This is a genomic window from Pseudomonas sp. GB2N2 (assembly GCF_054897705.1).
Genome location: NZ_CM142701.1, coordinates 3,190,993 through 3,203,689 on the forward strand (window position 1 = coordinate 3,190,993; position 12,697 = coordinate 3,203,689).

Annotated in this window: 14 protein-coding genes; 9 read left to right on the forward strand and 5 right to left on the reverse strand. The window is 60.6% G+C overall.

Annotated elements, in window-relative coordinates:
* Positions 1 to 22: 22 nt before the first annotated feature.
* The 4 genes from ACYZT4_RS14840 to ACYZT4_RS14855 form a co-directional block, all read right to left on the reverse strand.
* The gene (locus ACYZT4_RS14840; RefSeq protein WP_461980785.1) at positions 23 to 781 is read right to left on the reverse strand and encodes a collagen-like triple helix repeat-containing protein; all 759 of its coding nucleotides are present in this window, start codon (positions 779 to 781) and stop codon (positions 23 to 25) included.
* Positions 774 to 1,052, reverse strand: a complete 279-nt coding sequence (locus tag ACYZT4_RS14845) for a DUF1145 domain-containing protein (protein ID WP_461980787.1) — start codon at positions 1,050 to 1,052, stop codon at positions 774 to 776. The genes ACYZT4_RS14840 and ACYZT4_RS14845 overlap by 8 nt, the downstream gene beginning before the upstream one ends.
* Before the next feature lie 148 nt (positions 1,053 to 1,200).
* A complete protein-coding gene (locus tag ACYZT4_RS14850) occupies positions 1,201 to 1,920 on the reverse strand; it encodes an OmpA family protein (protein ID WP_461980789.1) in 720 nt (239 codons plus the stop codon).
* Positions 1,921 to 2,012: 92 nt separating this feature from the next.
* The gene (locus tag ACYZT4_RS14855) at positions 2,013 to 2,708 is read right to left on the reverse strand and encodes an OmpA family protein (RefSeq protein WP_461980791.1); all 696 of its coding nucleotides are present in this window, start codon (positions 2,706 to 2,708) and stop codon (positions 2,013 to 2,015) included.
* Between the two features lie 188 nt (positions 2,709 to 2,896).
* On the opposite strand from ACYZT4_RS14855, the gene ACYZT4_RS14860 reads away from it, so the two are divergent.
* From ACYZT4_RS14860 to ACYZT4_RS14875, 4 genes are read left to right on the forward strand one after another with little or no spacing between them, the layout of a single operon-like run.
* Positions 2,897 to 3,394 carry a DUF6231 family protein gene (locus ACYZT4_RS14860; RefSeq protein ID WP_461980793.1) on the forward strand — a complete coding sequence of 166 codons (498 nt, stop codon included), beginning with the start codon at positions 2,897 to 2,899 and terminating at the stop codon, positions 3,392 to 3,394.
* A 4-nt stretch (positions 3,395 to 3,398) separates the two neighbouring features.
* Complete coding sequence (locus tag ACYZT4_RS14865) at positions 3,399 to 3,875, forward strand: YchJ family protein (protein ID WP_461980795.1); 477 nt, start codon at positions 3,399 to 3,401, stop codon at positions 3,873 to 3,875.
* A gap of 47 nt (positions 3,876 to 3,922) precedes the next feature.
* A complete protein-coding gene (locus ACYZT4_RS14870) occupies positions 3,923 to 4,417 on the forward strand; it encodes an LEA/WHy family protein (RefSeq protein WP_461980797.1) in 495 nt (164 codons plus the stop codon).
* Positions 4,414 to 4,623, forward strand: a complete 210-nt coding sequence (locus tag ACYZT4_RS14875; RefSeq protein WP_247288671.1) for an SEC-C metal-binding domain-containing protein — start codon at positions 4,414 to 4,416, stop codon at positions 4,621 to 4,623. Before ACYZT4_RS14870 ends, ACYZT4_RS14875 begins: the two co-directional genes overlap by 4 nt.
* 103 nt (positions 4,624 to 4,726) lie before the next feature.
* Here ACYZT4_RS14875 and ACYZT4_RS14880 read toward each other — a convergent pair whose 3' ends face one another.
* Entirely contained in the window at positions 4,727 to 5,287 is a 561-nt protein-coding gene (locus ACYZT4_RS14880) for a cysteine hydrolase family protein (protein ID WP_461988688.1), read from the reverse strand.
* Between the two features lie 146 nt (positions 5,288 to 5,433).
* Here ACYZT4_RS14880 and ACYZT4_RS14885 point away from each other — a divergent pair, with 146 nt between their 5' ends.
* The 5 genes from ACYZT4_RS14885 to ACYZT4_RS14905 all read left to right on the forward strand — a co-directional run bounded on the left by ACYZT4_RS14885 (position 5,434) and on the right by ACYZT4_RS14905 (position 12,663).
* Entirely contained in the window at positions 5,434 to 6,078 is a 645-nt protein-coding gene (locus ACYZT4_RS14885; RefSeq protein WP_461980799.1) for a glutathione binding-like protein, read from the forward strand.
* A 107-nt stretch (positions 6,079 to 6,185) separates the two neighbouring features.
* Entirely contained in the window at positions 6,186 to 8,636 is a 2,451-nt protein-coding gene (locus ACYZT4_RS14890; RefSeq protein ID WP_461980801.1) for a penicillin acylase family protein, read from the forward strand.
* Positions 8,637 to 8,836: 200 nt separating this feature from the next.
* On the forward strand, positions 8,837 to 9,877 hold the full coding sequence (locus ACYZT4_RS14895) for a ligase-associated DNA damage response exonuclease (protein ID WP_461980803.1): 1,041 nt from the start codon (positions 8,837 to 8,839) through the stop codon (positions 9,875 to 9,877).
* The gene (locus tag ACYZT4_RS14900; protein WP_461980805.1) at positions 9,874 to 11,562 is read left to right on the forward strand and encodes an ATP-dependent DNA ligase; all 1,689 of its coding nucleotides are present in this window, start codon (positions 9,874 to 9,876) and stop codon (positions 11,560 to 11,562) included. The genes ACYZT4_RS14895 and ACYZT4_RS14900 overlap by 4 nt, the downstream gene beginning before the upstream one ends.
* A gap of 318 nt (positions 11,563 to 11,880) precedes the next feature.
* Positions 11,881 to 12,663: a transporter substrate-binding domain-containing protein gene (locus ACYZT4_RS14905; RefSeq protein ID WP_461980807.1), complete on the forward strand. Its 783-nt coding sequence runs from the start codon at positions 11,881 to 11,883 to the stop codon at positions 12,661 to 12,663.
* The last annotated feature ends 34 nt before the right edge of the window (positions 12,664 to 12,697 follow it).

Below are 12,697 nucleotides of genomic sequence, written 5' to 3' on the forward strand. Positions count from 1 at the left end.
CTGCGCGGGAACGATCAACCTCTTACAACCGCTGAACCGTCACCGAACCTGCCGCCCCTGCAACCCCCGGCTGGCCATCAACCCCCGGTTTGCCGCTCTTGCCGCCATCCGCCTTGTAGACGAAGCACCCCTTGGCCTTGCCGCCCGCCCCCGGCTTGCCGCCAGGGCCGGCCAGACCACCGGCGCCGCCCGCGACCTGAACCTTGATCTGCTCCACCGGATAATTGCCCGGCACTTCCAGCCTGACCAACGCCCCCGGCGCGCCCGGCTGTCCGTCGCTGCCATTGCTGCCATCGGCACCGCGGCCGGCCTGGCCCCAGGTGCAGCCCGGTGCTTGCCCGTTGGCGCCGTCGAGACCTACAAAACCCGGCGCGCCGGCGCCACCGCGTGCATCAACCAGCAACTGCGATGCGTTCAGGGACTTGATCTGCACATTCAGATTGCGCCCCGCTCGGGCTGCCTTGAGGTAAGTGCCCGGCGCGCCGCGCGCAGTGATCTGGCTGCCTTCGGACAATTCAGCACGCGTGACTTTCAACGCCAGAGCATTTTCGCTAGGCACGATGGCGATCCGCGCCTCTCGCCCCAGGCGCAATTCGCCTACGGTGACTTCAGTGACGTTCGAGGGAATCAGCAACGTGCCGTAATCGGCTACCTCCAGGCGGTCCAACTGCAACGTGCTGGCGGTGTTGGGGAGGCGCATCAGGGAATTGGTTTCGACGCTGACCACTTGGGCACAGGCGAACGGGCAGACAAGTGCGGCGAGCAGACAGAGTTTACGCATGGGAAGCCTTCGGTACGGCAGGAGCCGGAATGGTTTGCAGGTGGAAAACACCGAAAAAGATAATCTTCAGCCGATCACCCCAGGGATGGGCACGGCCTCGCAGGCTGCGGAAACAGAACACCGCTTCAAGCAGATGCAGGCACGCCAGCGCGCCGCCGGCCGCATTGACCAACAGGTGCAGCGGATGAACGAACGGGATGAGCAGATTGGCCGCGATCACCAGCCAGAACAGCAGGGTCAACAGCTTCCCCAGCCCCCAAAACACCTTCATACGCGCCCCCGCCTGGAATTATTCTTTGCGCGCACAGTAACGGCTTCCACGCGGGATATGCCAGAGGGCAACGGAAAATTCTTCATGAAGACCGCTGAATGGCCGTCGAAACAACCGCAATAGTTGCCCGACGGCTCTATCTCGGGGTTCAGCGATTGATATGCAACTCCACGCGACGATTTTTCGCGCGACCTTCGTCCGTATCGTTACTCGCCACAGGCTCACTTTCGCCGCGACCTTCGCTGGTCAGTTTGTTCGGCGCCAGGCCCATGCCCAACAGGTAAGCCGCCACGCTGCTGGCACGTCGTTCCGAGAGCGCCTGGTTGTAGGCGTCCGAACCGACACTGTCGGTATGGCCCACCACCTTGATGCTCACCACATCCGCGTTTTGCAGTTTGGGCATGAACGAATCCAGCTGACTCTGTGCTGCGGGCGTCAGGTCGGATTTGTTAAAGGCAAACAACACGTCGCCCGCGTCGCTGAGGGTAATGACTTCGGATTGCACAGGTTCGGCAGGTTTCACACTGGCCGGGTACTGCGGCAGCGGACAACCGTGATGTTCAACCGGGGTATTGGCCGGCGTATCCGGGCAGCGATCGCGTCGATCGAAGACACCGTCGCCGTCTTCGTCGCCATCCTGGGCGTAGCAGATCAGCCCGCCGGTCAAGATGCCAAGCGCCGCTCCGCCGGCCGCCCAACCGCCACTCTCGAGAGCGCCCAGACCGCCACCGACCAAGCCGCCAATAACGCTGCAGATCGGCCAGGTTCGTTGATTGAGGGGGGCAGTGCCATCGCTGTGAGTCGCGCAACCGGTCAACACGCTGCCAAGCAGCAGAACCGGCAAGACGGTCCGTGTGAGAAGGCTCATGGGTGAAAGCTCCTGTGTTACCGGCCGATGCCGGTTACACAGGAGTAAAGACCCGCATCCGCGACTGCACAAGCCGCGGAGCGCGCGGGAGGTCAGCGGTTGATTTTGATTTCCGTGCGACGGTTCTGCGCACGACCGTCTGCGGTTTTGTTATCGGCAACAGGCTGGCTTTCACCGGCACCCGTCACAGATACGAATTCGCTACGAGGTACGCCTTGGGAAATCAGGTACTCGACCACCGAGTGCGCGCGACGATCCGACAGTTTTTTGTTGTAGGCATCGCTGCCCACGCTGTCGGTGTGACCGGTCACGGTCAGCTGTGCGGTGGAGGATTCCTGTTTCAGTCGGGTAGCGATTTTATTCAGTACGTCTTTGTCGGAAGGAGTGAGCGTGGCTTTGTCGAACTGGAAGTGCACATCGCGGATAACGATTGTTTCTTCCTTGACTACAACCGCTTCTTCAACCACTGGCGCAGGCACGGGTGGTGGGCAACCGTCGGCATCGACTTTCACGCCGTGAGGGGTGCCTGGGCACTTGTCGCGACTGTCCGGCACGCCATCGCCGTCTTCGTCGCCATCACCGTGAACCCAGCAATAGGCTGCGGCGGTACCACCGACCAGCAACGCACCGTAACCGGCCCATGCCGAGCTCTCGGTTGCGCCGAGCCCCGCACCCACGACACCACCGACCGCCGCACAGGTCGGCCAGTCGGTTTTCTGCAAACCTGCGCAACCAGTCAACACACTGGTTAGCAGAACCAAGGGTAATGCTGTCCGAACTATGCTCATCTAGTTTTCTCCTGAGGGATCGGCTTAGAACCGATTCAGGGAGTAAAGACCCGAGTTTTAATCTCCGCCAGCAATAGGCCATTGCTGTTTTGTCCCGTGTTCACGGGTGATCGCCACTTTAGCCGTCAGGCCGCTCTATATCTGGGCCTTCGGGCAGGCTAGTCTTGGCGCTCTGATGAGGATCTTTGATGATTGCAGGAATTTCTCCGCGCACGCCGCAGCAGGCATTGGCCGCGCTGCTCGACCGTTACGCCCCGCCGCGCCTGTTGCTGATCGGTGCCAGCGAGTTTCCGGCGCTCGAGGCATTCAAGCTCGCACACCCGGACACCTGCGTTGCGCATGCGGCGCCAGGGCCATTGCCGGCCGACATTGCCGCGCGCCGCTTCGACCTGGCGCTGGTGGTCGACTGCCTCGAACACTTGCCCAAGCGTGACGGTCTGAATTTGCTCGGCGGGATTCGCAACCTCAATGCCAGTCGCATTGCGGTGCTTGCGGACTTGCCGGCCAGCGGCTGGCAGGAGACGGATTTTTTCTCCCTGGCCCTGCAAGCCAGCGAACGCTTCCAGCGCGACGATCAAGTGTTGACTCTGTTCACCTATGATCTGCTTGACTATAAACAAGTCCCCGACTGGCTCAACTCACGGTTCTGGGCCAATCCGGAAAACTTCGGCAAATATTGGTGGTAATGCAATGAGCACATCCATTTGCCCCTGCGGCAGCGGCACACTGCTGGACGCCTGCTGCGGCCATTACCATGCCGGTCACCCGGCACCTTGCGCCGAATTGTTGATGCGTTCGCGCTACAGCGCCTATGTAATGGGCCTGATCGACTATCTGGTGGCGACCACCCTGCCCGCTCAGCAAGCGGGCCTGGATCGCCAGTCCATCAGCGACTGGAGCGCCCAGAGCACTTGGCTCGGACTGGACGTGGAAAGCGCCGAGGTGTTCGGCGGTCAGCCGGAACATGCTTTCGTGACCTTCACCGCACGCTGGCACGACGGCACCGGCGAACACAGCCACCGCGAGCGTTCGTCGTTCGTGCAGAACGCCGGCCACTGGTACTTCATCGACCCCACTGTGCAGCTCAACGCCGGTCGCAACGACGTATGCCCGTGCGCGAGCGGTCAGAAGTTCAAGAAGTGTTGTGCGGGGTATTTCGGCAGTTGAGGTGTTCCGTGAAGGGCTAGACTGGGGGTCAAGGGAGAAACACAACCATGATCACCCGTCGGCTCGCACCACACCTGTTCACCCTGCTCCTGGTTTTAGGGCTCGGCGGCTGCGCGTCCTGGTTCGGCGACGATGAACCGGAACCGCAAGTGCATCTGATCAAGGTCGAAGTGGTTCAGGCCAAACTGATGCAGCAACGCTTCCTGCTGTACTTTCGGGTCGACAACCCCAACGACAGCGACTTGACCGTACGCAGCCTCGATTACCGGATTCACCTGGGTGACATGCTGCTGGCCGAAGGCGAGCATGAACGCTGGTTTACGATCGGCCCCAAGCGCAGCGGCGTGTTCAAGGTGCCGATCCGCACCAACCTGTGGCCGAAGGTGCGGGAACTGGTGAAACTGCTGAAAAAACCCGATCAACCGATCCCCTATCGTCTGGAAGGTGAACTGGAAACCGGTTTATTCATCGCGCACTACGTGCACCTGGCGCGTAATGGCGTGATAATCCCCGCCGATTTAATTCCGGAGCACACCCGATGACCCAGCAACCCCACGTCCATGGCCCTGACTGCGACCACGATCATGACCATCACGATCACCATGATCACGACCATGGCCATGTCCACGGCCCGAACTGCGGTCATGCGCACCAGGAACCGGTACGCAACGCCCTGAAAGACGTCGGCCGCAATGACCCTTGCCCGTGCGGCAACGGCAAGAAATTCAAGAAGTGCCACGGCGCTTGATGGGCTAACCCCATCCCCCTTGCAGGAGCCTGCTTGCTGGCGATGAACGATAACGTGGTCCCTCTGAAACACCGCGTTGATTTGATCGCCAGCAAGCCGGCTTCTACAGGTCAGCGTTCAGGATCTGCGCGGAGTTCACGACCGTCGCATATTCGCCATGCAAATTCCCCAACGACATCGCATGCACTTCCTCGGCTGAATGCGCATTGCCGAAATAATCGGCCTTGTCGAAGGTAAAGCACGCATCCTCCACCACCCACGCCTCGAACCCCAGATTCCCGGCCGTGCGCGCTGTGGACTCCACCGAATTGTTGGTCGCGACGCCGACAATCACCAACTGCTCGATCTCCGCCTCCCGCAACTTCGCCTCCAGCCCCGTCGCGCAAAACGCATCCGGCACCTGTTTCTGAATCAACTGCTCGCCGGCCAATGGCTGGAACCGCTCCTGAAATTCCACCCCCGACTGCGCCGGCCAGAACACCGAATCCGGTGAGCGGGACAGGTGCTGAATATGGATCACCGGTCGCCCGGTTAAACGCCAATGGCCCAGCAAATCGAGGATTCGTGCCTCGGCCTGAGGATTGTTTCGCCGGCCGCACCTTGGTTCCAGAATGCCTTTTTGTTGATCGATGATGATCAGTGCCGCGTTGTTCCTAAGATCCATGCTGACTTTTCTCACGCAAGGTCATTGAATTTCACCCACTTCAGCATCACCTCTTCCTATAGGCAAGCCATCGATCGCTAACAGGACGACCTGACGCTCCACGGTTGCTGTCCACCCTTACGACGTCTCTTGATGTGGAGTACTTCATGATTGACCTGTATTACTGGACCACCCCCAACGGCCACAAGATCTCGATTTTCCTGGAAGAAGCCGGTCTGCCTTACAACGTGCACCCGATCAACATCGGCCAGAAAGAGCAGTTCCAGCCGCACTTTCTAAAAATCTCGCCGAACAACCGAATCCCCGCAATCGTTGACCATCAGCCCGCCGACGGCGGCGAACCTTTGCCGCTGTTCGAGTCCGGCGCGATTCTGCTGTACCTCGCAGAAAAGACCGGCAAGTTCCTACCCAAAGACCTGCGCGGTCGCCAGCAGGCGCTGCAATGGTTGTTCTGGCAGATGGGCGGGTTGGGGCCGATGGCCGGGCAAAATCATCACTTCAGCCAGTTCGCACCGGAGAAAATCCCCTACGCGATCAAGCGCTACATCGATGAGACGGCGCGCCTTTACGGGGTTCTCGACAAGCAACTGGCGAACCATCAGTTTGTCGCCGGCGACGAATACAGCATTGCCGACATGGCGATCTACCCGTGGATCGTTTCCCACAAGTGGCAGAGCCAGAATCTCGAAGATTTTCCGAATGTACTGCGCTGGTTCAGCCACATCCAGAATCGGCCGGCGACGGTGAAGGCGTATGCGCTGGTGGCCAAAATAAACCCGCCGAAGCCCTGACACGCAGATCGTTCCCACGAAGAAATAACCCCGCCGCCGCTTGCGCGCCCTCCTCCTGCTCTCTAACGTAGCGCCTTTACTGACGCTACCCCCGCAGGAGCTTTGCCATGGCCTCGCCAGCCCTTACACATTTTCTTCCCCGGTTCGGCGTTGCCGCAGCAGTGGCCGGTGTCTTGAGCCTGACCGGTTGTCAGACCTTCAACGCCCAGGACACCCTCCCGCCCACCACTGGCGTGCAGCCGCTCAAGGGCCTGGCGCAGAACGTGTCGGTGCGCCGTAACGCCATGGGCATGCCGTTGATCGAAAGCAGCAGTTTCCACGACGCGCTGTTCGCCCTCGGTTACGTGCACGCGAGCGATCGCATCACGCAGATGGTTACATTGCGTCTGCTGGCTCAGGGCCGTTTGTCGGAGATGTCCGGCGCGGACTTGCTGGACGCTGACCGCTATATGCGCGCCGTTAACCTGAAGAAAAGCGCCGGCGAGTTGTACAAGGCGTCTTCGCCGCGCCTGAAACGCTTCTTCGAGGTGTATGCCCGCGGGGTCAACGCTTACCTGTTCCGCTTGCGCGACAAGCTGCCGGCCGACCTCGCCGCCACCGGCTACAAGCCTGAATACTGGCAACCGGAAGACTCGGCGCTGATTTTCTGCCTGCTGAATTTCAGCCAGTCGGCCAACCTGCCCGAGGAAATTTCCTCGCTGGTGCTCGCTCAAACGGTCACCACCGACAAACTGCCGTGGCTGACACCGTCCGCCCCCGATGAAAAACTGCCGGTAGGCGAAGCCGAAAAACTTCAGGGCATCAAACTCAACGGGACGATTCCGGGACTTACCGAGATCAGCAAAGCCACCGGCCAACTGTCCGATCTGAATCTGCTGGGCGCCACGTCGTCGAACAACTGGGCGATTGCCCCGCAACGCAGCCGCAGCGGCAAAAGCCTGCTCGCCAGCGACAGCCATGGCCCGCTGGGCGTGCCTTCGCTGTTCAGTTACGTACAGATTCGTGCACCAAAATATCAGGCGTCCGGCGTGACCATCGCCGGTTTGCCGATGGTGCTGGGCGGTTTCAACGGCAAAGTGGCGTGGAGCATGACGTCGGTCATGGGTGACAATCAGGATGTGTTCCTGGAAAAAATCCGACGCCAGGGCAACGGACTTTCCTACGAAGTCGGCGGCAAATGGCAGCCGGTGATCGTTCGCAACGAAACCTATTTCATCAAGGGTCGCCAGCCGATTCGCGAGGCGGTGTACGAAACCCGCCACGGCCCGTTGCTCAACAGCGCCAAAGGTACCGCGCTGGATAACGGCCTGGGCCTGGCGTTGCAGACGCCGAACTTCACCGATGACAAATCGCTGGACGCGTTTTTCGACCTGTCCCGGGCGCAGAACGTCGAAAAAGCCTCCGACGCCAGCCGGGAAATCCGCGCCATTACGCTGAACCTGGTGTTTGCCGACGCGAGCAATATTGGCTGGCAAGTCACCGGCCGTTACCCGAATCGCCGCGAAGGCGAAGGACTGCTGCCGTCGCCGGGCTGGGACGGTCGTTACGATTGGGACGGCTACGCCGACCCGATGCTGCACCCCTACGATCAGGACCCGGCCCAAGGCTGGCTCGGCACCGCCAACCAGCGGGTCATTCCCCATGGCTACGGCATGCAACTGTCCAACTCGTGGGCGGCGCCGGAACGTGGCGAACGCCTGGCGGAACTGGCCGGCGCGGGCAAACACGACACGCGTAGCCTGATCGCGATGCAATACGACCAGACCACCACCTTCGCCGCCAAACTGAAGAAAATGTTTGAAGCCCCGGGGATGGCTAAGCCACTCAAGCAGGCGATCGATGCGCTGCCAGTGGCCGAACGCGACAAATCTCGCGAAGCGTTTACCCGCTTGATGGCGTTCGACGGCAAACTCACGCCAACATCCGCCGACGCGGCGATTTACGAGTTGTTTCTGCAGGAAAGCACCCAGCAGATCTTCCTCGACGAACTGGGTCCGGAAAGCGGCCCGGCATGGAAAGCTTTTATCGCCAACGGTCAGTTGTCCTACTCAGCCCAGGCCGATCATCTGCTGGGGCGTGAAGACAGTCCGTTCTGGGATGACGCGCGCACGCCGCAGAAAGAAGACAAACCGGCGATTCTCGCCCGCAGCCTCGCGGCGGCCATCACCGCCGGCGACAGCCAGTTGGGTGGCGCTCATAACGCCTGGCAGTGGGGCAAACTGCATCGCTACGAGTGGAAGAACGCCAGCAGCCAGACCGTGCGCGGACCGCTCGCGGCCGGTGGCGATCACACCACGCTGAACACCGCGGCGTTCGCCTGGGGTCAGGACTTCAATACCACGCTGGCGCCGGCGGCGCGCTTTATCGTCGACTTCGGCCAGGCCGAACCGCTGATGGGCCAGAACGGCACCGGCCAGTCAGGCAATCCGGCCAGCCCGAATTACCTCGACAGCGTGGAGCCTTGGCTTAAAGGGCAATACGTGAGTCTGCCGATGCAGCCGCAGAACTTCGACAAGGTCTACGGCACCAAGCGCTTGACCCTGACACCGGGCAAGTAATGCAATTCTCCCTGTAGGAGCGAGCTTGCTCGCGATGGTCGTCAACGATAACGCGCGCTGTCTGGTTGGACGCGTTGAACCGACGTTTTTCGCGAGCAAGCGAGCTCCTACAGGGGGCGTCGTTTGCCTGCGAATCCCGATAGAACTTCTGGCGGCGCCCAAACCTCATAGTTAACAAGTCTCTCCATTCTGGTTACGACATGGATCTTGTTATCGCGCGTCCCGAAGGTTTGTACTGCCCCGCCGGCGATTTTTACATCGACCCGTGGCGCCCGGTCGAACGCTCGGTCATCACCCACGCCCACGGCGACCATGCCCGTGGCGGCAACCAGCATTACCTGGCCGCCGCCCCCGGCGAAGGTATCCTGCGCTCGCGACTGGGACAGGACATCAATCTGCAAACCCTCGCGTACGGCGAACGGTTGCGCCATCACGGCGTGACCCTGAGCTTTCACCCCGCCGGCCATGTGCTCGGTTCGGCGCAGGTGCGCCTGGAATACGGCGGTGAAGTCTGGGTCGCCTCCGGGGATTACAAAATCGAGCCCGATGGCACCTGCGCCCCGTTCGAACCGGTGCGTTGCCACACCTTCATCACTGAATCGACTTTCGGCCTGCCGATCTATCGGTGGCAACCCCAGGCGCAAATCTTTGCCGAGATCAATCAGTGGTGGCAAGCCAACGCCGCCGAAGACAAGGCCAGCGTGTTGTTCTGCTATTCATTCGGCAAAGCACAACGGATTCTCCACGGCATTGACGAAAGCCTCGGCCCCATTCTGGCGCACGGCGCTGTCGAGCCGCTCAACCGGGTCTATCGCGAAAGCGGCGTGTACCTGCCGCCCACGATTTACGCCGGCGACATTAAAAAAAGCGACCCAATGATGCGCAAGGCCTTGGTGCTGGCCCCGCCCTCGGCAGGCGGCAGCACCTGGATGCGCCGTTTCGGTGACTACAGCGATGGCTTTGCCAGCGGCTGGATGCGCTTGCGCGGCCCCCGTCGGCGGCGCGGTGTCGATCGCGGTTTCGTGCTGTCCGACCACGCCGACTGGCCCGGCTTGCTCTGGGCGATCGAGCAGACCGGCGCCGAACGCGTCATGGTCACCCATGGTTCCGTCGCTGTGCTGGTGCGTCACTTGCGCGAGCAAGGCCTCGATGCCCAAGGGTTCACCACCGAATACGGTGACGACGAAGAAGACATAGCGACTCCTGAACCTGAACCTGAAAAGGCCGAGGTGCTGCCATGAAGGCCTTCGCCGAGCTGTACGCCGAACTCGACGCCACGACCTCGAGCAACGCCAAACTGGCGGCGATGCAACATTACTTCGCTCAAGCCGCGCCGGAAGACGCGGCGTGGGCGGTTTACTTCCTGTCGGGCGGACGGCCTCGGCAACTGGTGCCGGTGCGTATCCTGCGCGAGCTCGCGGTCGAATTTTCCGGTCTGTCGCCGTGGTTGTTCGAAGAGAGTTACCAAGCCGTCGGCGACATGGCGGAAACCATCTCACTGGTGCTGCCGGAAGCGTTGCACACCTCCACCGACGGGCTGGCGGTGTGGATCGAAGACAAACTGCTGCCCCTGCGTGGCGAATCCCCGGAAGTGCTGGGCGAACGCCTGCTCAAACTCTGGTCCGAACTGGACCGGCACAGCCTGATGCTGTGCATCAAACTGATCACCGGCAGCTTCCGCGTGGGCGTCTCCAAGCTGCTGGTGACCCGCGCCCTGGCGGCCATGGCGCAACTCGACAGCAAACGTGTGGCCCAGCGGCTGGTGGGTTACACCGACCTGTCGAACCGTCCGGATGCAGCCAGTTACCTCAAGCTGATCGCCGCCGAATCTTCGGACGAGCATGCCCAGCGCGGTGGTCAGCCGTATCCGTTTTTTCTCGCCCATGCCCTGTCGCAACCGGTCGAACAGTTCGAAGCCCTGTTGGGACCCGCCAGCCAATGGCAGGTGGAATGGAAGTGGGATGGCATCCGCGCCCAAGTGGTCAAGCGCGACGGCCGACTGTGGGTCTGGTCCCGCGGTGAAGAACTGGTCACCGAACGTTTTCCCGAACTCGACAGCCTGGTGCATTGCCTGCCGGACGGCACGGTGATCGACGGCGAAATCGTGGTCTGGAAAAGCGCACCACCGGATACCGAGGACGCGTTTGATCCACTGGCGCCGACAACGCCCTCGGTGCAACCGTTCGCCTTGCTGCAACAGCGCATCGGCCGCAAAACCCTGGGCAAGAAAATCCTTGATGACGTGCCGGTGGTGGTGCTTGCCTACGACTTGCTGGAATGGGCCGGTGAGGACTGGCGCAACCAGCCGCAAGCGAAGCGGCGCAGTCAATTGGATCAGGTCATCGCGCAGTGCAACAACCCCGTGCTGCTGCCCTCGCCGGTGCTGACCGGCGAAGACTGGTTCGACCTCGCCCGCCAACGCGAAGCCTCCCGCAGCCTCGGCGTCGAAGGCATGATGCTCAAGGCCCGGGATGCGATGTATGGCGTGGGTCGCACCAAGGACATGGGTGTCTGGTGGAAATGGAAAGTCGACCCGTTCAGCGTCGACGCGGTGTTGATCTATGCACAACGCGGCCATGGCCGCCGCGCCAGTCTCTACAGCGACTACACGTTCGCCGTGTGGGACGGCCCGCCCGATGCCAGCGAGCGCACGCTGGTGCCGTTCGCCAAGGCCTATTCAGGGCTCACCGACGCGGAAATGCGCCAGGTCGACAGCATCGTGCGCAAGACCACGGTGGAGAAATTCGGCCCGGTGAGCAGCGTGAAACCGAGCCTGGTGTTCGAACTGGGATTCGAGGGCATTGCGTTGTCGAAACGGCACAAGAGCGGAATCGCGGTGCGGTTTCCGCGGATGTTGCGGTGGCGCAAGGACAAGACCGTCGAAGACGCGGATAACCTCGCAACCCTGCAGGATTTGCTGGGTTAACTCGGTCCCTTGTAGGCGCTGGCTTGCCAGCGGTGGACGTCAACGATGACGCGTTAACGCGGGAAAAACGTGGTGATTTCAAGCTCTTCGCCGGCAAGCCAGCTCCTACAAAAAACGCGATCGTTGCTTAATATTGGTGCAGCTATGTCCCGCCGCCCATTTTCGTGCATAAATCCCGCCTGCGCATTTTCGAATCGCCTTTTAAAACGCTTGTTCGGCACTCTGGTTCGGAAATTGCTACTTTCATCAGGTCTTACGCTTTCCAGTAACAATAATTCTGCGCCACAAGCGCTCATATTGGTTCTTAGGGATTGAATAATGAAAAAAGCATTGCTGACCCTTTCTGCACTGGCGTTGTGCATGGCTGCCGGTTCCGCGCTGGCCAAGGAATACAAAGAGTTGCGTTTTGGCGTTGACCCTTCCTACGCACCGTTCGAGTCGAAAGCGGCCGACGGCAGCCTGGTGGGTTTCGACATCGATCTGGGTAACGCAATTTGCGCCGAGCTGAAGGTCAAGTGCAAATGGGTCGAAAGCGATTTCGACGGCATGATTCCGGGCCTCAAGGCCAACAAATTCGACGGTGTTATCTCTTCGATGACCGTTACCGAAGCCCGTGAAAAAGTCATCGACTTCTCCAGCGAGCTGTTCTCCGGCCCTACTTCCTTCGTATTCAAGAAGGGAGCCGGCATTACCGCAGACACCGCTTCGCTCAAGGGCAAAACCGTCGGTTACGAGCAAGGCACCATCCAGGAAGCCTATGCCAAGGCCGTGCTGGACAAGGCTGGCGTGAAAACCCAGGCCTACGCCAACCAGGATCAGGTCTACGCTGACTTGACTTCCGGCCGCCTCGATGCCTCGATCCAGGACATGCTGCAAGCCGAACTGGGCTTTTTGAAGTCGCCTCAGGGTGCCGATTACGAAGTCAGCAAGCCGATTGACGCGCCGTTGCTGCCAGCCAAAACGGCTGTCGGTATTAAGAAAGGTAACACCGAGCTGAAAGCGCTTTTGGATAAAGGTATCAAAGCGTTACACGACGATGGCAAATACGCCGAGATTCAAAAGAAACACTTTGGCGATCTGAATCTGTACAGCGGCAAGTAATGCCCGGCGCCCATCTCGCGATGGGCGCTTTTTT

Bases quoted from the DNA above. Each gene is read 5' to 3' on its own strand.
- ACYZT4_RS14870 (WP_461980797.1), top strand. From the start codon at position 3,923: ATGATCACCCGTCGGCTCGCACCACACCTGTTCACCCTGCTCCTGGTT.
- ACYZT4_RS14840 (WP_461980785.1), bottom strand. From the start codon at position 781: ATGCGTAAACTCTGTCTGCTCGCCGCACTTGTCTGCCCGTTCGCCTGT.
- ACYZT4_RS14880 (WP_461988688.1), bottom strand. From the start codon at position 5,287: ATGGATCTTAGGAACAACGCGGCACTGATCATCATCGATCAACAAAAA.
- ACYZT4_RS14850 (WP_461980789.1), bottom strand. From the start codon at position 1,920: ATGAGCCTTCTCACACGGACCGTCTTGCCGGTTCTGCTGCTTGGCAGC.
- ACYZT4_RS14845 (WP_461980787.1), bottom strand. From the start codon at position 1,052: ATGAAGGTGTTTTGGGGGCTGGGGAAGCTGTTGACCCTGCTGTTCTGG.
- ACYZT4_RS14890 (WP_461980801.1), top strand. From the start codon at position 6,186: ATGGCCTCGCCAGCCCTTACACATTTTCTTCCCCGGTTCGGCGTTGCC.
- ACYZT4_RS14895 (WP_461980803.1), top strand. From the start codon at position 8,837: ATGGATCTTGTTATCGCGCGTCCCGAAGGTTTGTACTGCCCCGCCGGC.
- ACYZT4_RS14860 (WP_461980793.1), top strand. From the start codon at position 2,897: ATGATTGCAGGAATTTCTCCGCGCACGCCGCAGCAGGCATTGGCCGCG.
- ACYZT4_RS14905 (WP_461980807.1), top strand. From the start codon at position 11,881: ATGAAAAAAGCATTGCTGACCCTTTCTGCACTGGCGTTGTGCATGGCT.
- ACYZT4_RS14885 (WP_461980799.1), top strand. From the start codon at position 5,434: ATGATTGACCTGTATTACTGGACCACCCCCAACGGCCACAAGATCTCG.
- ACYZT4_RS14900 (WP_461980805.1), top strand. From the start codon at position 9,874: ATGAAGGCCTTCGCCGAGCTGTACGCCGAACTCGACGCCACGACCTCG.
- ACYZT4_RS14865 (WP_461980795.1), top strand. From the start codon at position 3,399: ATGAGCACATCCATTTGCCCCTGCGGCAGCGGCACACTGCTGGACGCC.
- ACYZT4_RS14875 (WP_247288671.1), top strand. From the start codon at position 4,414: ATGACCCAGCAACCCCACGTCCATGGCCCTGACTGCGACCACGATCAT.
- ACYZT4_RS14855 (WP_461980791.1), bottom strand. From the start codon at position 2,708: ATGAGCATAGTTCGGACAGCATTACCCTTGGTTCTGCTAACCAGTGTG.